Origin of the sequence: Nonomuraea sp. LPB2021202275-12-8 (assembly GCF_037044575.1) — a bacterium.
GTDB lineage: Bacteria > Actinomycetota > Actinomycetes > Streptosporangiales > Streptosporangiaceae > Nonomuraea.
Genome location: NZ_JBAHWD010000064.1, coordinates 1 through 18,291, shown reverse-complemented (window position 1 = coordinate 18,291; position 18,291 = coordinate 1). Strand labels below are relative to the sequence as shown.

21 protein-coding genes and 1 pseudogene are annotated in these 18,291 nt (G+C 68.1%); 9 read left to right on the top strand and 13 right to left on the bottom strand.

From position 1 onward, the window contains the following. Nucleotides 1-105: 105 nt before the first annotated feature. Nucleotides 106-633, top strand: coding sequence for a hypothetical protein (locus V5E28_RS47395; protein ID WP_336216892.1), 528 nt, complete (start codon nucleotides 106-108; stop codon nucleotides 631-633). A 113-nt stretch (nucleotides 634-746) separates the two neighbouring features. On the opposite strand, the gene V5E28_RS47390 is transcribed toward V5E28_RS47395, so the two are convergent. Beyond that, the gene (locus V5E28_RS47390; RefSeq protein WP_336216891.1) at nucleotides 747-1,544 is read right to left on the bottom strand and encodes a DUF899 domain-containing protein; all 798 of its coding nucleotides are present in this window, start codon (nucleotides 1,542-1,544) and stop codon (nucleotides 747-749) included. 305 nt (nucleotides 1,545-1,849) lie between these two features. Here V5E28_RS47390 and V5E28_RS47385 point away from each other — a divergent pair, with 305 nt between their 5' ends. Then, nucleotides 1,850-2,659: a hypothetical protein gene (locus V5E28_RS47385; protein ID WP_336216890.1), complete on the top strand. Its 810-nt coding sequence runs from the start codon at nucleotides 1,850-1,852 to the stop codon at nucleotides 2,657-2,659. Next, the gene (locus V5E28_RS47380) at nucleotides 2,656-3,033 is read left to right on the top strand and encodes a GntR family transcriptional regulator (RefSeq protein WP_326822967.1); all 378 of its coding nucleotides are present in this window, start codon (nucleotides 2,656-2,658) and stop codon (nucleotides 3,031-3,033) included. Before V5E28_RS47385 ends, V5E28_RS47380 begins: the two co-directional genes overlap by 4 nt. Here the strand turns inward: V5E28_RS47380 and V5E28_RS47375 are convergent. Both V5E28_RS47375 and V5E28_RS47370 read right to left on the bottom strand, forming a co-directional pair. Continuing rightward, a complete protein-coding gene (locus V5E28_RS47375; RefSeq protein WP_336216889.1) occupies nucleotides 2,931-3,383 on the bottom strand; it encodes a hypothetical protein in 453 nt (150 codons plus the stop codon). The two genes, V5E28_RS47380 and V5E28_RS47375, sit on opposite strands and share 103 nt — an antisense overlap. Nucleotides 3,384-3,431: 48 nt before the next feature. Continuing rightward, nucleotides 3,432-4,406, bottom strand: a complete 975-nt coding sequence (locus V5E28_RS47370; RefSeq protein ID WP_336216893.1) for a helix-turn-helix transcriptional regulator — start codon at nucleotides 4,404-4,406, stop codon at nucleotides 3,432-3,434. Nucleotides 4,407-4,542: 136 nt separating this feature from the next. On the opposite strand from V5E28_RS47370, the gene V5E28_RS47365 reads away from it, so the two are divergent. The 3 genes from V5E28_RS47365 to map all read left to right on the top strand — a co-directional run bounded on the left by V5E28_RS47365 (nucleotide 4,543) and on the right by map (nucleotide 6,391). Further along, nucleotides 4,543-4,938 carry a RidA family protein gene (locus V5E28_RS47365; protein WP_336216888.1) on the top strand — a complete coding sequence of 132 codons (396 nt, stop codon included), beginning with the start codon at nucleotides 4,543-4,545 and terminating at the stop codon, nucleotides 4,936-4,938. A gap of 75 nt (nucleotides 4,939-5,013) precedes the next feature. After that, complete coding sequence (locus tag V5E28_RS47360; protein WP_336216887.1) at nucleotides 5,014-5,490, top strand: DUF488 domain-containing protein; 477 nt, start codon at nucleotides 5,014-5,016, stop codon at nucleotides 5,488-5,490. 133 nt (nucleotides 5,491-5,623) lie between these two features. Then, a complete protein-coding gene (gene map / locus V5E28_RS47355) occupies nucleotides 5,624-6,391 on the top strand; it encodes a type I methionyl aminopeptidase (protein WP_336216886.1) in 768 nt (255 codons plus the stop codon). A gap of 137 nt (nucleotides 6,392-6,528) precedes the next feature. On the opposite strand, the gene V5E28_RS47350 is transcribed toward map, so the two are convergent. The 4 genes from V5E28_RS47350 to V5E28_RS47335 form a co-directional block, all read right to left on the bottom strand. Next, nucleotides 6,529-6,993: a hypothetical protein gene (locus V5E28_RS47350; RefSeq protein WP_336216885.1), complete on the bottom strand. Its 465-nt coding sequence runs from the start codon at nucleotides 6,991-6,993 to the stop codon at nucleotides 6,529-6,531. Nucleotides 6,994-7,169: 176 nt separating this feature from the next. Continuing rightward, entirely contained in the window at nucleotides 7,170-7,409 is a 240-nt protein-coding gene (locus V5E28_RS47345) for a hypothetical protein (RefSeq protein WP_336216884.1), read from the bottom strand. A gap of 94 nt (nucleotides 7,410-7,503) precedes the next feature. Beyond that, the gene (locus V5E28_RS47340; RefSeq protein WP_336216883.1) at nucleotides 7,504-8,142 is read right to left on the bottom strand and encodes an HD domain-containing protein; all 639 of its coding nucleotides are present in this window, start codon (nucleotides 8,140-8,142) and stop codon (nucleotides 7,504-7,506) included. 340 nt (nucleotides 8,143-8,482) lie between these two features. Next, on the bottom strand, nucleotides 8,483-8,611 hold the full coding sequence (locus V5E28_RS47335) for a hypothetical protein (RefSeq protein WP_336216882.1): 129 nt from the start codon (nucleotides 8,609-8,611) through the stop codon (nucleotides 8,483-8,485). Nucleotides 8,612-8,883: 272 nt separating this feature from the next. Here V5E28_RS47335 and V5E28_RS47330 point away from each other — a divergent pair, with 272 nt between their 5' ends. Continuing rightward, the gene (locus V5E28_RS47330; RefSeq protein WP_336216881.1) at nucleotides 8,884-9,753 is read left to right on the top strand and encodes an AraC family transcriptional regulator; all 870 of its coding nucleotides are present in this window, start codon (nucleotides 8,884-8,886) and stop codon (nucleotides 9,751-9,753) included. A gap of 313 nt (nucleotides 9,754-10,066) precedes the next feature. Here the strand turns inward: V5E28_RS47330 and V5E28_RS47325 are convergent. After that, nucleotides 10,067-10,342, bottom strand: a pseudogene (locus tag V5E28_RS47325) (nuclear transport factor 2 family protein); the annotation flags it as partial. Between the two features lie 76 nt (nucleotides 10,343-10,418). On the opposite strand from V5E28_RS47325, the gene V5E28_RS47320 reads away from it, so the two are divergent. Then, complete coding sequence (locus V5E28_RS47320; RefSeq protein WP_336216880.1) at nucleotides 10,419-11,630, top strand: AI-2E family transporter; 1,212 nt, start codon at nucleotides 10,419-10,421, stop codon at nucleotides 11,628-11,630. A gap of 157 nt (nucleotides 11,631-11,787) precedes the next feature. Here the strand turns inward: V5E28_RS47320 and V5E28_RS47315 are convergent, their stop codons facing one another. The 3 genes from V5E28_RS47315 to V5E28_RS47305 form a co-directional block, all read right to left on the bottom strand. Then, entirely contained in the window at nucleotides 11,788-12,063 is a 276-nt protein-coding gene (locus V5E28_RS47315; RefSeq protein ID WP_336216879.1) for an alpha/beta fold hydrolase, read from the bottom strand. Nucleotides 12,064-12,361: 298 nt separating this feature from the next. Then, nucleotides 12,362-13,387: an alcohol dehydrogenase catalytic domain-containing protein gene (locus tag V5E28_RS47310; protein ID WP_336216878.1), complete on the bottom strand. Its 1,026-nt coding sequence runs from the start codon at nucleotides 13,385-13,387 to the stop codon at nucleotides 12,362-12,364. A gap of 151 nt (nucleotides 13,388-13,538) precedes the next feature. Further along, entirely contained in the window at nucleotides 13,539-13,964 is a 426-nt protein-coding gene (locus tag V5E28_RS47305; RefSeq protein WP_442945998.1) for a VOC family protein, read from the bottom strand. A gap of 316 nt (nucleotides 13,965-14,280) precedes the next feature. Between V5E28_RS47305 and V5E28_RS47300 the strand changes: the two genes are divergently transcribed. Then, a complete protein-coding gene (locus V5E28_RS47300) occupies nucleotides 14,281-15,888 on the top strand; it encodes a hypothetical protein (protein ID WP_336216876.1) in 1,608 nt (535 codons plus the stop codon). A 21-nt stretch (nucleotides 15,889-15,909) separates the two neighbouring features. On the opposite strand, the gene V5E28_RS47295 is transcribed toward V5E28_RS47300, so the two are convergent. Together V5E28_RS47295 and V5E28_RS47290 are read right to left on the bottom strand one after the other, a co-directional pair. After that, nucleotides 15,910-16,590, bottom strand: a complete 681-nt coding sequence (locus tag V5E28_RS47295; protein WP_336216875.1) for a response regulator transcription factor — start codon at nucleotides 16,588-16,590, stop codon at nucleotides 15,910-15,912. Beyond that, nucleotides 16,587-18,056 carry a sensor histidine kinase gene (locus V5E28_RS47290; RefSeq protein WP_336216874.1) on the bottom strand — a complete coding sequence of 490 codons (1,470 nt, stop codon included), beginning with the start codon at nucleotides 18,054-18,056 and terminating at the stop codon, nucleotides 16,587-16,589. The genes V5E28_RS47295 and V5E28_RS47290 overlap by 4 nt, the downstream gene beginning before the upstream one ends. Between the last annotated feature and the right edge of the window lie 235 nt (nucleotides 18,057-18,291).

Genomic DNA, 18,291 nt, shown 5'->3' with positions numbered 1-18,291 from the left:
GGGCTTAACGATCAGGGCTGAAGCATTCTCGGCTGGTGAGATGCGCGTGCGTAAGAACTCCTAACAGAATGATCTCTCAGGGCGTCGCGACGGTACGGTGTGCCGGTGGGAGACATCTACGAACTCGTGCTGTCGGTGGACATTCGTGCTGACGTTCCTGACGACGAGCTTGCCGAGCTGCGGTGGCATGTGGGACAAGGGCCACAGCCTGAGCGACTGCCAATTGGCACTGACAGATACTTGGACACCTACCCGCTCGGTGATCCCGACGACCCCGACTGCGAGTGGGAAGACGCGGAAGCAGAGCCCCTGTTCGCTCAGCGCGGCGCTGCCCGGCGAGTGGGAGGCGCGCTCGTCGCCGAGTTGGTCGCTCGAGAGCAATCGGGGGACGAGTGGGCACTAACAGTACGCCAAGAATTCCATCCCGACGACTTCTACCAGCTGCGGACACTGCTGGACTGGCTCGGCCGGCACTCAGCCGACGCACATGCCAGCGGAATCGAATCCTTCGTCGGGTACATGCGCTTCTACGAAAGTACTGAGATCGCACCACTTGTTCTCTTGAACGGACGGATTCGCGTACCGGAAGACATCGAATCGCATACCCCGCACTGGGAGGACACTGAGTTGTGACCGGCTCAAATCGCGACAGGTGATTGAGGGCGCCCCGGCGTGGAGATGACAAACGCGACTCCTCATGATCGTCTGTTGTCCAAGCCAGCCGATCAAAAACAGGAGCCGTACATCTAGGCCCCGTCGTATTCGTCGGGCATGCGCAGGGCGGGGCCGCCGACCTGCAGGCCGAGTGGAACCGCGCGTCCCTGCGGCTCCTCCCACGCCTCCTGACGGCCGAGCGCGGTGAGGTCGAGGTAGGGGTAGCCGATGTGGAACTCCTCGATGCCACGGCCGTACGTGGAGTAGGTGTGGTACACCTCGCCGTCGACCTGGAGGAACGCGCTGATGCCCGGCCAGTCGCCGCGCATGTCCTCCGACCAGGGCATGCCGGCCTCGGCCAGCTCGGCCTGGTTGCGGTAGAAGATCTGCACCGGTGCGACCCGGTCGTCGACGGTCGCGTGGAAGTCGTAGTTGAAGTCACTGCCGGCCGAGGAGTACCAGGGGAACGTCCACCCCATCCGCTCGCGGAACGCGGCGATCTTCTCGTACGGCGCCCGGGTCACCGCGACCAGGGTGGTGTTGCGGACGTGCAGCTGCCTCAGGTTGCCGATGCGGTCGGCGGCGGAGGAGCAGCTGGAGCAGCCGGTATCGCGCGGGTGCTCGGTTCCGTCGGCGTCGATGTCGTTGCTCCACATGAAATGGTGCATCACCAGCTGGGGCCGCCCCTCGAAGAGGTCGAGCAGCCCCACCTGCCCGTCCGGGCCCTGGAACGTGTACGGCTTGTCGATGCGGACCATCGGCAACCGACGGCGGTCGGCGTTGACCCGGTCGCGGAGCCGGGTCAGCTCCTTCTCCTTGGCCAGTAGCTTCTTGCGGGCGGCGAGCCATTCCTCACGCGACACCACCTCGGGCAGGTTTCCCGGCGACATCTGCACCTCCTCGAACTGCTCTCGTTTTGCAACTGCTCACAACCACAGGGTGCTAAACGCAACCAGTTCGGAGAACACCCAACGCCGGCACGACGCCCTGGACCCCATCTGCCTGGAGGTCTTCGAAGGGGAGATCAATCGCCGTCAAGGTGCTGGACGGCGTTGCGGCCGGCGGGCACACCGAGGCTTCCGATGTTCCGCACGGGCCGAACCTGGGTTGTTCTTACGCCCCTGCCTGCCTCTCGCGTCACCGGGTGCCGGGGAAACCCGGGAGCACGAGATTGAAGAGGTCCTGGGCGGTGTATGTGGGTGAACCGTTACCGGACTCCGGCCCGCCGGCGCGTGCGGCCGATCTGCGCCTGGCGGGCGCGTGGCTGGCCCAGCACGACCTGGCCGCCGCCCACCCGACCCCGCTGCTGGCCAGCCGGCTGGCGGTCCGGAGACGCGCCCGCCTCGCCGCTCACGTCAGCCTGACCGTGCTGATCCTCGCGAGCGCGCTCGCCAGTTCCGCCTTCGGCGGCTTCCAGGCACATCGCCCGCTGGCGCTGCTGGCCCTGACCGCGCTGGTGGCCGGCTTGCTGCTGGCACAGTCGCTGCTCGACTGGTGGGTGCGACGCGTCGACCAGCGGGCGGGCGCGACGCTGTCCCGCAGGGCCGCCCATCTGATCCAGCCCGGCTGGCGGGCCGTGCTCGGCCAGCCGTACGCCGTCTTCGCGGTCGCCACGTTCGCCGGTGCGATGGCGCTGGCCGGGAGCGCCCTGGCCGTTCCCGACCCCATCGTGCGGCAGCTCGCCGTCGTCATGCTGATCGGCCTGCTCGGCGCGACAGCCATCACCGTCATGCAGCTGCGCCACCTGCTCAGGCGCCCGGTCGTGGCGGAGGACGAGGAGTCGCTGACCGCCGACGTCATCATGCGCGTCGAGGACGCCCGCGACCTCACCACGCCGAGCGTGCAGTGGTCGCTGCCCATGGTGCTGCTGTTCGGCACCGCGCCCGGTTGGTGGAGCGCCGCTTCGGTCGCCTACCTGATCCTGGGTCTGGTCGCGTGCGTCGCGCTCCATGCCAGGACGCCGTCGAGCGCGACGGTGGCCCGGCAGGCCATGAGCGTCCGATGATCGTCATCGACGCGGCCTCGCCGGTGCCGCCGTTCGAACAGCTGCGGGCCCAGCTCGCCCGGCAGATCCAGGACCGCACGCTGGCCGTGGGCGCCCGGCTGCCGACCATCCGCCACCTCGCGGCCGACCTCGGCCTGGCCGTCAACACGGTCGGCCGGGCCTACCGGGAGCTGGAGGAGGCGGGGCTGATCGAGACGCGCGGGCGGGCGGGCTCGTTCGTGTCGGCAGCCGGCGAGGAGGGCCGGGAGCGGGCCCGCCGGGCCGCCGCCGACTACGCGGCCGTGATCGCCAGCGTCGGCATCGACGCGGGCGAGGCGATCCGCATCGTGCAGGCGGCTCTGACGTCCGGCGCGGCAGCACCTGCCTCGTCATGACCGCGACCCGGCCGCAGGGTCACGCCGCCGGGTGCACGACGCCGCCGCATCGGCTGCTCCAGGTATCGGTGCGCCAGCCGGCTCCCCGGCAGCAGCACGACGAGGAAGCCTACGCTGATGCCGATCTGCCGGTGCAGCCGCGCCCAGCGCATCTCCCCTGCCAGTTGCACCAGATAGAGGGAGTAGCTGGTCGCGCCGAGCCAGGCGAGGCAGGCTGGAGCGTCATGGGATTTCGGCAGTAACCGGGCAAAATCCAACGGATATGGGTCTGACCCGCGTGGATAGAGCTTGGCCTGCGGTCCCGTGATCGGCCGCGCGTTGCGCACGCGTCGTTCGGCACCTACCAGCATGGAGCGGTCCTAACCGCGTCGGCGGCGGTCCGCAGAAGGCGACAACTCTCAGGATGACACTCCGTAGCGGGTGGCGATCGCGGCGGCGCGGTTGCGCAGGGAGTCGCGCAACCACTGCGGGGCCAGGGCTTCCGCGTTCGTGCTGAGCTGCCACAGCGCCCATTCGGCGTGTCTCGGATCTTGGAAGGTCACCTCCAGCCGCAGCCAGCCGTCCGAGTCGGCTTCTTCGGCGAGGACGGCCAGCGCGGTGCCCACCAGGTCCTCCCGCCGCGCCGGGTCGACCCGTACCAGCACGGCGACTTGGTCGCCGCCGGTCCGAAACCGCGTGCTGCGTTCCTGCCAGGCCCTGTCCAGATCGACCCGGTCTGGTCGCTGTGCGGGTTCGGCGAGTTCCTTGGCGGCCAAGACCCGGGACAGCCGGTACGTGCGGTCCGCGCCAGACCTCGTGGCCAACAAGTAGCCCCGGTCGCGTACGGTGACCAGGCCGATCGGGTCCACCGTGCGCCACTTCGGGGTCTGGTCCGCAGCCGCGTAGTGGATCTGCAGCTTGTGTCCGGCGAACACCGCGCGCAGGACCTCGGCCACTATGGCGTCAGGCACCTCCTCAGCGACCAGCCGACGCGAGAGGAGGTCGGCCTCCGGGTCGATGAGCAATCGCTCGGCCGCGCCGGCCGCGGTGTCCCGATAGCTTTCGGGTAGCGCGTCGACCACCTTGAGCATCGCCGAAGCGAGCGCCGAGCCGAGGCCGAATGCCTGCGCGCCGCGCCGCGATCCGGCGACCAGCAGGGCAAGGGCCTCGTCGTGGTTCAGTCCGGTGAGCTCGGTCCGGAAACCGGGCAACAACGCGAAACCGCCGTGCCGGCCGCGTTCGGCGTAGACCGGGACGCCGGCTGCGGACAGCGCCTCGATATCGCGCAGCACGGTTCGGGTGGATACCTCCAGCTCGTGGGCCAGCGCGGTCGCGGACAGCCGACCGTGCTGCCGCAGCAGCAGCACCAGGGAGACCAACCGGTCGGCGCGCATCCGAAAACTGTACGGGAATACACGACAAAGGATGTCGTGATTCGCTGGGAGGCTGATCAACATGACGAAGAAGACGGTGGCCACAGAGCCGATGGACGTACGCAATGTCGACGAATCGAATGGAGCTGTTGCGGCAATGGAGCGAACGGCGGTCAACCCGTGGGCGTGGTCGGTGGAGATGGGATACAACCAGGGTGAGATCGTCTCCGGGCACACCCGGACCCTGTACTGCGCCGGGCAGACCGCGATGAGCGGCGACGGCAAGCCCCAGCATGCCGGTGACATGGCGGCGCAGTTGGCGCTGAGCCTCGAGAACCTGGAGGCCGTGCTCGGCGAGGCCGGCATGTCCCTCGCGAACGTCGTCCGGCTCAACGTCTACACCACCGACGTCGATCGGCTCTTCGAGCACTACGGCGTGCTGGCGTCGCGGTTGGGCGCCGCAGGGGTGGCACCGTCCACCACGATGCTCGGCGTGGCACGGCTGGCGATCCCCGACCTGATGGTCGAGCTTGAGGGGACCGCCGTCGCGTGATGCGACGTCGCCGCCTCCGGCAGGGCTGCCGGAGGCGGCGAGTAGTAGGCAGGTGGGTGATTTCCGGTGCTCAGGATGGTGACAATCGGCGTTTATGGCTTCGGCGGCGAGTCCTTCCTGCAACGACTGCGGCACGCGGACGTTCGAGTGCTGCTCGACGTACGCCAGCGCCGCGGTGTCCGCGGACCCGAGTACGCCTGGGCGAACTCACGCCGGCTGCAGGCGGCCCTCGCCCATGCTCGGATCGCCTACGAGCACCATCCCGAGCTCGCCCCAACCACCGAGTTACGCCGGCTCCAGTACGCCGAGGATGACCGCCAAGGGGTCGGCAGACGCTCGCGCCGCCAACTCGCCGCCGAGTACACCCGCCGCTACACCACCGAGATCCTCGACCGCGCCGACCTCACGCCGATCGTGTCGGAGCTGCCGAGCAGTGGGACCGCAGCGCTGCTCTGTGTCGAGCGCGACCCCGAGGCCTGCCACCGCTCGTTGATCGCCCAGCGGCTGACCGAGCAGCGCCACGTCAAGATCGAGCACCTGCGCCCGTTGTGACGCGTGAACTCCTGGGGTTCGCGGCAGCGGTGATGCCACCGCTGCTCTGCCCAGAGTCGCTCCTGCTTGCCATGACCGTGATAATAATACCGGTATAAGTATTGGACCTGATTGAGGCGGGGAGTTACAGCACATGGTGGAGATCAAGACCGATGCCGCGATGGACGCGATGCGGGAAGCCGGGCGCGTGGTGGCCCGCGCCCTGGCCGCAGTGCGAGAAGCAGCCGGCGTCGGGGTGTCCTTGCAGGAACTCGACGAGGCGGCCCGCGCGGTTCTGGCCGAGGCGGGGGCCGGTTCCCCATTCCTCGGTTACCGGCCGTCCTTCGCCCCGGTCCCCTTCCCCGCCGTGATCTGCACCTCCGTCAACGACGCCGTGTCGCACGGCATCCCCACCGGCTACCGGCTGCGGGACGGCGACCTGGTGAGCATCGACTGTGGCGCCCAGCTCGACGGCTGGGCCGGTGACGCGGCCATCACCTTCACCGTCGGAACTCCGCGCCCCACAGACCTCGACCTGATCGACGCCACCCAACAGGCCCTCGACGCCGGCATCGCTGCCGCTCAGGTCGGCAGCCGCCTCGGCGACATCTCCCACGCCATCGACACCGTCGCCCGCAAGGCGGGCTGCGGCATGCCCGCCGACTTCGGCGGTCACGGCATCGGCCGCCGCATGCACGAAGACCCCCATGTCCCCAACCGCGGCCGCCCCGGTCGCGGTTTCCCCCTCCGCCACGGCCTGGTCCTCGCCCTCGAGCCCATGCTCATGGCCGGCGGGCAGAACACCTACCGCACCGGCACCGACGGCTGGACCCTGCGCACCACGGACGGCAGTCGTGCCGCCCACATCGAGCACACCGTCGCCATCACCGACCAGGGCCCCCGCATTCTGACCCTGCCTTGACCTTCGTGCCGCCCATTCGGCACGAAGGTCAAGGCAGGTGCCCCGGCCTGGCCCCGAGCCCTGCTGGGACCAGGGCCGGACGTGCCAGGGCCGACGTCACGCCTCGTCGGTTGAGTCTCGGTCGCGCACGGGCGCAGTCAGATGGCGTCATCCAACTGTTCGGCCAGCTGCTCCAGACCGCCCCTGATGAGCTGCCCATACTCGTCGTCGCCAAGCGCGCCGATCTCGGCCCGCGCCTGCTGGAGGTGCTCACGGGCGCGGCTGAGATCGCCCAGCTTGCGATAGCACTCGCTCACGTTGAGGTGCAACGACGGATACAAGCCGGCCACCGAAAGCGTCACCCCGGCCTGCGCCACCCGCTCATCAGTGACCCGATCGACGGCGGCAAGCGCTCGCAGATCCCACATCAGCTCCTGGTGCACGTCGTTCTGCACATCGGCTATCGCGTGGGCAAGGACGCAAACATGCAGCGGGTCGCCTTGCTCGCCGCCGATGTCGTCCCAGATCTGCGCGAACAAGTCGCGAGCAGCTTCACGCTGACCTCGGTGGTGATGCAACTCCACCCCCTGGCCGATCCGGATGATCGTCGGGTCGGTGATCATTGGCGGCTCCTTCACCAGGCGCGGCAGCCGGGGCCAGCCTACTCGCCTGACATGGCTTCACGACCTTCAAGCGGCTGACCAGCTAGTGCGCTTGACAACCCCAGATGACGATCGAGGACCTCGAGCAGCGCCTGGCGATCACGTCCCGACGACGCTGATCAGCGGGGAGACCAGTCTCAGTCCCACCGGTGGCGGTGGGCATCGAAGTCCCAGCCGGCGACTGGAAACAGAATGGGGATCGGGACGACTTCGTCGGTACCAGCGGCTTCCCGGTCGGCAGCGCGGGCGGTCAGCAGGCCCAGCAGCAGCTGCACGGCCCTGGCCCGCCGCCAGCGCCGGGCCAGGTGGGCGTGCATCGGCTCCACCGGGTCGGCCAGGCGCGGCGGAGTCTCCTCCAGGACCTCCACGAGCATCATCAGCGCGTTGGCGCAGACGAGCAGGACGAACGAAGCACAACGTGTTGACGAAGTGACTCACATCGTTCATCGCGTGGCCTCGCGTGATGTCCGGTCAGCTCGGCCATGGCGAGCCGACGATGCGCTCGACCGTCGTCGTGCGCCGGAAGCCCGGGATGAAATGCTCGAGCACGTCGGAGTTCACGGTGCCGTTCGTGGTTTCGGGGCGGTCCTTGAACCCGTCGACGTAGGCTCGCAGAAACTCGTTCTTGAAGTCCCCTCGTGGGTGGACGGCGAGGATTTCGCCCAGCTGATCGTGTTCCAGTCCGTCCAAGCCGAAGCCGATCACGTCGGTCAAGACGCCGAGGTACGTGGTCGCGATTTCCGGGCTCATCCGGCCGGGGATGCCCGGCGTGGTGTGCAGCGCGATCGCCGTCCAGACGGTCTCGGCGGCGGCCGTCGAGAAACCCCGGCCCAGGAGGAACTTGCGCGCGTGGTCGGCGCCATCGACTTCGAAGCGCTGCTCGACGTCGGAAAAGGGAGTCAGGAGGCCGGTGTCGTGGAACATGGCCGCCAAGTAGAGCAGCTCCGGGTCCGGTTTCACGCCGAGCTTCTGAGCGTGAATCAGACCGAAGAAGAAGACCCGCCGGGAGTGGTGGTAGATGAGGGGGCTGGTCGTCTCCTGGATGAGCCTGGTCGCTTCAGCGACCGCCGCTGTCTCGGGAATCTCCAACCCCGCGATGATCTCTGGCATGACCTCTGACCTTCCAGGAAGTGTGCCGACTGTGGACCGCGCGTCCGGTTTGCATCGACTGTGAACCAGGTGTCCGACTTCCATGCTGCCCACCGATCGGCATGCGGCACCGCCTTCGTCCGGCCAGGAATCACCTACATTCGGACAGGGCGAAATCGCAGCCGTGCTCCACCACGCGCAGCAGCGGACCAGGAACGAGTCATACGCCCGAGTCCTGACCAAGGCGGACAGCCACGAAGTGGCCGCCTCCCGACCGCCAGCACCGTGGCTACTGTCCGTATTCGAAGCAATGACAGCTCTGCGAACGGCCCCCACCGCTCAACGAATCCGGGGGGTTATTTCACATGCCGCCGGCCGTCTTCGGCGATGGCGGCCCTCGCCTGCTGGCGCTCGGCGCCGCCGCGGGGATGATCGACAACGCCATGGCCACGGCTCCGAAGATCGCCGCCTTCTGCAGGATGCTCGTCACTCGCACAGTGCCCTCGCATGCCGGGGTGACTCGTTGGCGGACAAGGGCCAGCTTAGGGAGGCGAGATATATGGGCGGTATGCGCCGAGCTCTTCGGCTCGGCGATGATCCGGCAGATCTCACCCTTTATCTTTGGTCTTCGAGCGGTCTGGCTGGTCAGACGCTTGAGCGTGCGTCAGCTCCGCGTCCGTCCAGGCGCCTGATCGGATCGGATCGCAGCGGTCGGGTACGGCCGGGGTTCTTCCGGCAAGGTTGACATCGAAAGGAGGCCTCGTGATCTCGGCGCTCAACCAACTTGTCGATCTCGTCGAGGAGCACCTCGCCGAGGAGTTCGACGTCCACGGGCTGGCCAGCAAGCTTGGCACCACCGAGTACCACTTGCGCCGGATGTTCTCGTCGTTGGCCGGCATGCCGCTGTCGGAGTACGTGCGCCGCCGCCGCATGACCGTCGCCGCCGCCGACGTCGTACGGCGTGAGCACGATCTCCTGACCATCGCCGTCCGGCACGGATACGGCTCGACCGAGGCGTTCGGACGTGCGTTCCGCGCCGTCCACGGCGCCGGCCCCAAAGACGTGCGCCGCGACGGAGGCCCCCTGCGCACACAACCGCAACTCAGGTTCCGCCTGACCGTCGAAGGGAACATCCCCATGGACACCCGCCTCGTCGACCGCCCCACATTCCGGCTGGTCGGACACGCAGCCCGGGTTCCGCTCATCCACCAGGGCATCAACCCGCACATCCAGCAGCACATCACCGCACTGCCGCAGGAGGAGCATCTCCGGCTGAAGGCCGTCGGCGACACCGAACCAGGGGGCCTGCTGCAAGTCTGCGACGACCTCGACCCCGACGGCACAGAGGGCAGCGAACTGACCTACCTGCACGGGGTCGCTGTCTCTCGGGACACGCCGATCCCCGACGACCTCGACGCCATCGAGGTACCGGCCGGCATGTGGGCGGTCTTCCGCACTGCCGGACCGCATCCGCAGGTCTTGCAGACGACCTGGGCCGCCACCGCGACCGACTGGTTCCCCTCCAACCCGTGGCGTCTGCGGCCAGGTCCCTCGATCGTCGCGGTCCTTGAGCGCGCGGACGACTTCAGCACCGCGACATGCGAGCTGTGGCTACCCGTCGAACCGGCGTGACGGACTGCGGTCACGGAACCAACCCAGGCCGCCGAGTAACCCGTTCGGCTGACGCTCTTTGAGTGCGGCGGCTCAGTGAACAGGCCCGCAGCGCCCTCCCCATCGGCGTTGTGGGCCTGAACCATGTGAACGGTCAGCCGCGGCGCGGCCGCCTGGCCGGCAGCGCAGTTCGACCACCAGGACGAGGTCAAGAAGGTGTACGGGCTGCGGGAGTTCTCGGCGGGTCAGGCGTCTGCTCATCAGGGTGACAGCCGCCCAGGCAGCATGCCTCTCGATCCCCTACTCGCGCCGAATCCGGCTGGGACACAGGCACTCAGACAGCCAAAGTGCCCTGATGGAAGTACACGCGCCAGCCCGTCTCCGTCAGTCGCCACAGGGAGCTCCGCCAGGCCCGGCGCCCCTGATTGTCGGCAAAGTAGGTCAGGTGAACAATCCCGCGCGCCAGCACGACCCCAGACATCTCGCTGACCGTGACCTTGACCGGTGACTCCGAAGCCACGGTTTCTGCACTCATCATCGTCAGGATCGACTCCGCGTCCCACCAGCGTCCAGACGCTCCGATCTCTGTGAACTCCGGATCCAGAAGCTCCCGAACGAGGGCTGGCTACGGTCGGGAAGAGACGCTGGTGAGGCATATCGTCGCGTGGTCCGGTCAGGAGAGTGCCATGACCAAGCCGATCGAGCCCCGGGAGTCCCGTCCCGAGGCTGCCCCCCCGGTCCAAGTGCTCCTCTCGGCCGCCAACGTGTGGCGGGTCGGGTTAACCATCGTCGCCATCGTCGTCGTCGTGTACTTCATCCGCTTCATTCTCACGGACGCGGGTTCGCTGGTCGTCATCGTGGTGATGGCCTGGTTCCTGTCGCTGGCGATGGAGCCCGCGGTGGGCCGGCTTGCCCGGCACATGCGCCGCGGTGCGGCAGCCATCCTCGTGATGATCGGGATCGCCCTGCTCACAGGGGCCTTCCTCTTCCTGTTCGGCAACCTGTTCGTCGAACAGGCCGCGTTACTCGTGCGGGCGCTGCCCGAGGTGGTCACCGGCGCCATCGACTGGATCAACGCCAGGTTCGGCACCAAGTACGACATCTCCACCATCCTCGATTCCATCAACCTGACCCCCCAACAGGCCGCCACCTACGCCCAGGACCTGGTCGGCGGCGTGCTCGGCCTGCTCGGCACGATCACCGCGGCGGTGTTCAACACCTTCGCCCTCCTGTTGCTGACCTTCTACTTCTCCGCCGACGGCCCCCGACTGCGGCGCTGGCTCGCCCAGCTCCTGCCCGGCCGCATCCAGCAGATCTTCCTCACCGTGTGGGACGTGTCGCTGGTCAAGACCGGCGGCTACGTCTCCGCCCGGCTCATCCTGGCCACGATCAACGGCGCCACCTCGGCCATCGTGTTCATGCTGATCGGCATGCCCTCGTGGCTGGCACTGGGCGTGTGGACGGGCATCGTGGCCCAGTTCGTGCCCACGATCGGCACGTACATCGCGATCGCGCTGCCCACCATCGTGGGCCTGGTCTCGCCCCGGCCCTGGGTCGGGTTGGCGGCGCTGGCCTGGGCGATCCTCTACCAGCAGGTGGAGAACCTGACGCTGGAACCGCGCATCAGCGGGCGGGCGGTGAACATGCATCCGGGCGTCGCGTTCGCCGGCGTGCTCCTGGGAGCGCAGCTCTTCGGAGCGGTGGGCGCGCTGCTGGCGGTGCCGGTCCTGGCCATGCTGCTCTCGCTGCTCGACACGTTCGTGACGCGCAAGGAGCTGGTGCCGATCCCGCCCGAGGTGCCGGAGGCGTACCTCGACGACGACCAGGGCCCGGCAGCGACGAAGCCCGAGGACAAGCCGCACGCGGCACCGGCACAGACAGTGCCCCGGGACAGATGACCTCCGTCGCGAGCAGCCGACGACGGCCGTACGTAGCGCCTGGTTGGTTCTGTCTGGTTTCAATACCCACGCCCTTTACAATGTAGATTTGCAAAGAGCCCCATCGCCCGCCGAGCACGTCGACGTGTCGCCGATGACGGCCGTGGCCGCGCGTCCGTCAGAAGCGGTCCACGTCGACGACGGCCTGAGCGAAGGCTGCAGGCGCTTCCTGCGGCAGGTTGTGGCCGATGTCCAGGAGACGGTGCTCGTACTTGCCCGTGAACATGTCCCGGTACGAGGAACCGTTGCCCGGTGCGGTGAACGGGTCGCGACCGGGGTCGAGGGTGATGGTCGGCACCGTGATGACGGGTCGCGCGGCAAGTCGCCTCTCGAAAGCGTCGTAGCGGCGTTCGCCGTCGGCGAGGCTCAACCGCCAGCGATAGTTGTGGATCACGATGCTGGCATAGTCGGGGTTGTCGGCGGTCCGCGACCCCGTCGGCGGGGCCCGCCTCGGCGTAGCCGACGTTCAGCAGACCGGCCCTGATCTGCTTGAGCGAACCGAAAGAGGAAGGTTGCGGGCTGGGATCAACCGTGGGCACGGTCGGAGTCATGGTCGCGTCCTGCGCGGTGGCCCGGCCCGGCACGTCGGCCAGGAAGGCAGCGGCTGCGCCGAGCCCCACGGCTTTGCCGAACGTGCGTCTGTCAATCATGTGGTGAAGCCCTTGGTGCGTGTGCTGGATGTGCCGAGGCATTCAGTTGCCGGTGGTCAGGACCATGCGGAAGCGGGCCTGGCCGGAGAGCATCTTCTGGTACGCCGCACCGGCTTCCTCCAACGGAATCTCCTCGGTCCACGCCCGGACGCCGGTCTGGGCGGCGAACTTCAAGGTGTTCTGAGTGTCGACCGCGATGCCGGAAGCGTGCCCGTAGACCCGCTTGGCCCCGCTCACGAGCTGCAGCGGCGTGATGTCCAGCGGCTCCATGGCGACGCCGGCGATGATGAGCTCGCCGCGGCGTCCCAGCCCGTCGACCGTCGCGGACATCGCCGCGGCGTCGGTCACCGTCGCCAGCACCACCTTGGCTCCCCCGTGGGCCTGCAGCGCGTCGGCCGTCTTCTCGGTGGCGCTGTCGATGTAGTGGGACGCGCCGAGCTTGTGAGCCAGCGGCGCCTTGTCGGGACCGCGAGCCATCGCGATGGTGTGGAAGCCCATCTTCCAGGCGAACTGAACGCCCAGGTGCCCCAAGCCGCCCAGACCGAGGACGGCGACGGTGTCGCCTGGACGCGCGGAACTGCGGCGCAGCGCGTTGAACACGGTCACGCCGGCGCAGGCCAGGGGCGCGGCTTCCACCGCCGTGAGCTCGTCCGGGACTGAGGCCAGGGCGACGGCCGGCACCACGACGGAGTCGGCGAACCCTCCGGCGTACGCGGCACCCGGCACCTGAAGCTCGGGGCAGAGGACGCCATCGCCCTCTCGGCAGGCATCGCAGTGGCCGCAACTGCCTCCGTACCAGCCGACCGCCACCCGATCACCAACGGACCAGCCGGTGACGTTTGCGCCGATCGCGTCGATGCGCCCGGCGATCTCGTGCCCCGTCGTGACGGGAAAGGTGGTGCCCGGAATGGCTCCGGCGATGACCAACGCGTCGGAGTGGCACACCCCGCACGCCTCGACGGTGACCCGCACCTGGCCAGGGCCCGGCTCCTGGGTGTCCACCCGAACCAGCGAAATGTCCCCCTCGGGCTCGGTGACCTGCATGGAACGATGCATGACGGAAGACATGCCATCTCCTCTCCGTATGGGAAGCAGCGGCCTCACCAGTCAACCTTTTCCGATGTAGGCCCATTTATCCCCTATGTCTGGATCGTTCTACCGGGTGCGCCCCTCGCGGCGCCAAGCGGTTCTTTGGGATGCACGGTCCCTTCGGCGGCCTTCAGCTGAGCTGTTCGGCCAGTCCGACGATGATGCCCTCGGGGCCGCGGACGTAGCAGAGCCGATAGAGGTCCTCGTACTGCGCCAGCTCGCCGACGAGTTCGGCGCCGTGGGTGTGCAGGCGGGCAAGGACGTCCTCGATGTCGTCGACGGCGAACATGATGCGACGAATGCCCAGCGTGTTCGCCGGTGCGTCCTTCGGCTCAGCGCTGATCGCCTTCGGCGTGTGGAACATCGCCAGCTCGATTCGGCCGTGGCCGTCCGGGGTCCGCAGCATTGCGACGTCCTGTCGAACGTCGTCGATCCCGATGACTCGCTCCACCCAACGTCCCTCGATCGGCGCCTTGCCCTCCAGCTCCATGCCGAGTTCGATGAAGAACGAAACAACAGCGTCAAGGTCGTCGACAACGATGAGGACGTTGTCCATCCGCAGGATCGTCATGCTGGGTCTCCTTGGTGCGGTACGGCCACGGTGGCCGCATCCGCCCCTGAGACGGAGCTGCCAGGCCGTTCTCGACATTCTTCGCAACATCTACTTCGAGAACCTCTTGACGTGGCAGTTGCCGCATTGCTGTCGGAAGCGCGCCGTGGACAGTGTTGGTCGACCAGCTCCGGGGACCCCCACTGGACATTCACGAGAGCATTACTCGGTCGTACTACGATCAAGCCTCATTGTGCGCACATACCGTTTGGCGGCTTCTGCCTGCTTAGCCATCACCCTCGGTTCGATCATCCTCAGCCTGGTGATCGGCACCCCGGCACCCGCATGGCTGGTCACCATGTGGTACCCGCCCGACGAGATCGTCGGGGAGTCTCCTCTGGTGCCGGTGCTGGGCGGGTTGCTGCTGCTCGGACTGGTGAACTCGTGGATGCTGTGGCAGGTTCTGCGGGGGCCCGCGCCTATGGCCGTGCCGATGCGTCGGGCGGCCACGTGGTTACGGCTGCTGCTGTACGCCGACGTGATGTGGCTGCTGATCCCCTCGCTCTTCCCAGGCCTGGTCGAAACGGTCATCGGGCTGGTGCTCTGGGTGCCTGCGCTCGTGCTGCTCACGGTGGTGCTCACCGGGTCAGGTTGGCCTTTCCGACTGGCTCTGCTCCTGCTCGGGCTGGTGGAACCGGCTCGATCGCTCGTGAACGGCCTGGCGGACGATGCGAAGCCCCAGTTCTTCGTGAGTCCGGCCTACTCAGCGACCGTCATGGCCGCGGGAGTGGCCACGTTCGTCGTGATGGTGATGCTCCTGCTCGCCCAGCGGCGCGACGGACGCTGGAGCCGGGCGACGCTCCTCATCGGTCTGGGCACATTCGCGAGCGGGTTCCTGGTAGAGCTCGTAGATGGCCTGACGAGGGGCAGCACGATCGAGTCGATCGCCGAGGCGATGGATGTGCTCTACATCGTCTGGCTGGCGCGCACGGCACATGAACTGAACCGTGAGCCGAGGCAGAAGGCGCCTCTGCGAGTGCCCACAGCCGTCGCGGCCGTGGCCACGGTCCTCCTGCTGATGGTTGTCGAACCCGAGGGCCGTTCACAGTTCACCTACACCTGGCAGAGCGATGAGCTCATGGAATGCTGGGGGTGGTCGAAACCGCCACGTGTCGCGGACATCCCGGCCCACCAGCGCGACCGGGCCTACCTGTGCAGCGTGAGCAAGCCCGACCGCGATGTCTCGGACCAGGAACTGCTCGGCAAGGGCTGGGATGCGTGCACCAGGTTCACAGCCGGGGAGCCGGTCAAGGCTCGGCCTGCGCTGCTCGCGCTGCTCTGCCCGGAGGTCATTGGACGGAAATATCCGGAACTGTTGCTGTCGTCCGCTCAGATACACCAGCAGCAGGCAGAGAAGGAGGACATCGCGCGCGAACAGTTGAAGCGCGAGGCGCGCGAGGAGGACGCCCTGTGCCGCGATCCGTGGCCCGCGCTACGTACTCGGTCCCAGGCGACCGCGTCCTATTACGACTGGGACACCCTGCCTTACGGCATCTATGACGCGGAAGCGGACACCGAGGAAGACTCCGAGGTGATCTGGAATGCGAAATCGGTCGACACCCTGGCAACCAGTGGTCAGCTGGCCCTGATCTTCACACCCACTCAGGACTGGGCGACCTGCGTCACGGCGAAGGCGCTGCGCTCGGCCCCGCCACCCCTGCGACGCAAAGGCTGGGACAAGGTGGTCGAGGCGGACATCATTAGCGAATCGGGTCACCTGGCGATGCAGACGCTGTCGGCGAGCAAGGTGCGCTTCCCCAATCTCGCGCGCAACGGTCCTGGCCTCTACCGGCTGCGCCTGTATACGCGTCCAGGCGTGGATCTCATCCTCATCTATCCGGCGAGGAGAGCGGCCGACGGTCGTGCGTGATCGGGATCGCTCTGGGAACGTCTATTCAGGTCGGCCGGTGCCGCCAGGAGAGATCAGGCCGGTCTCGTAGGCGACCACCACGGCTTGGACACGGTCGCGCAGGCCGAGCTTGGACAGGATGCGCGCGACGTGGGTCTTCACCGTGGCCACGCTGAGGGTCAGCTGGTCGGCGAGTTCGGCGTTGCTCAGGCCGGTGGCGAGCAGCCGCAGCACGTCCAGTTCCCGAGGCGTCAGCTCGGAGAGATCACGGTGGAGGGCGGGCCTCACGTTGTCGCGGCGGGCGAAACGTTCGACCAGGCGGCGGGTGATGGTGGGCGCGAGCAGGGCGTCGCCGGAGCGCACCAGGCGTACCGCGGCCACCAGGTGTTCGGGGGTGACGTCCTTGAGCAGGAACCCGCTCGCCCCCGCAGCGAGCGCGGCGTACACGTAGTGGTCGAGGTCGTAGGTGGTCAGGATCAGCACGCGGGTGTCCTCGGCACCGCCCGAGAGAATCCGCCGGGTGGCTTCGAGCCCGTCCATCTGCGGCATCCTGATGTCCATGAGCACAACGTCGGGCCTGGTACGGCGGACCGCGGCGATGGCTTCGTGCCCGTTGGCGGCCTCGGCCGCCACTTCGATGCCGTCGGCGGCGAGGATCATGCGGAAGCCCGTGCGTACCAGTGCCTGGTCGTCGGCGATGACGGCGCGCAACCGCTCAGTCATGGTGTCCTCCACGGGACGCGGGCCTGGAGCCGGAACCCGCCCCCGGCAGTCGGCCCCGCGTCCAGAGTCCCGCCGTAGACAGCGAGCCGCTCGCGCAACCCGATCAGCCCCCTGCCGTTGCCGGTCCGCGGCCCGGCGGTCCGTGCTCCGCCGGTGTCAGTCACCTCGATCTCCAGCCAGTCGCCGTCATGACCGATCGTCACGGACGCGGCGGCCCCGACTGCGTGCTTGATCGTGTTGGTGAGGGCCTCCTGCACGACGCGGTAGGCGGCCAGGTCGATCCCGGGAGGCAGGGGCCCAGGCGGCGACACCTCGACGCTCACCGGCACGCCGGCGGCGCGGACCCGTTCCACCAGGGCGTCGAGCTGGTCGAGCCCGGGTTGGGGTTCGAGCCCGTCGGAAGGCCCGTCGAGACGCTCGCCGCTCGGGCCGGCGAGCAGGCCCATGACATGGCGCAGCTCGGCCATGGCGGCCCGGCCGCCGGACTCGATCGCGAGCAGAGCCTGCTTCGACTGTTCCGGCTCCACGTCCATGACCTTGCGGGCCGCGCCCGCCTGGATCACCATCACGCTGACATTGTGGGTCACCACGTCGTGGAGCTCGGCGGCGATCCGGGAGCGCTCCTCCGCGACAGCCCTGCGCATGGTGTTTGCCTGCGCCTGCTGCAGCTCGGCGAGCCGATGCCGGCTGGCTCCCAACTGTCGCCGCCAGAAACGGACGAAGCTCCCGAAGACGCCGACGCTCAGCAGGACGACGAACGGCCCCATCCAAATCGGCAGCGCAGGCGCGACGTCCCGGAAGGCGCCACCGGCGAGCCCGGCCGCGAGCACGAGGCCCCCCATTGCCAGGAACCTGTTACGACTGTGGACGACGGCACCGTACGCGGCGACAGCGCAGGTCAGCACGGTGATCCAGGTGGCACCCGCGTGGGTGGCCAGCGCCGCGGCCAGCACCACCCAGAAGGTGATGAGCGGGTACCGGCGCCGCGCCGCCAGCGGCAACGCCGTCAGCGCCACCAGGAACGCGGGCGGATCGTAGGGCAGAGTCTGGGCCGGCGCGTTGCCGGACGGGTGGCCAGAGGGTGTGGATGGGCCGTTGGACAGGACGCCAGAAGGTGGCGGGTAGCCGGTCGGGGAATCAGGAACCGGCTGGGGATCGGGAACCGGCTGGGGATCGGGAACCGGCGGTGGGGGCGGGTAGGCAGGTCGGAGCCGCAAGTACTCGATCACTTCGGGCTGATCCGCGATGGGGCCGCTCACCGGATAGCTCGCCGATACGGTCACCGCGATGACCGTCAGGACGAGCGCCACCAGCACGTCGGCGGCGAGTGCTCTGCGAGACGGCCTTGGGGGTCCGTCGCCACTCAGCCCCGGCGTGTCCCGGACGCCGCGACGGTCCGGGGGGTCCAGCCGGCTGGCCAGGTCGAGCACATGCCGCCACCACGGTGGTCGCTCACCAGTTTCCACTGGCACATTGTCACGCTTGCCTGTCCGTCCCCGCATCGGCCGTTGTGACGGGGCTCACGGTCTCTGGGAGTACATCGCAGGGATGACCTGGCGGCCCTTCGTTCTCAGGAGGTACGCAATCTCGGTATGACGGCCGACGCGCAACGGCAGGGGCAATGCCTAGTTTCGTTCCTGCCATCCCGCGCTCTGGAGCCGCGGTTCCGGCCTCGACGACGAAGCATCGAGGCGCTGTTCG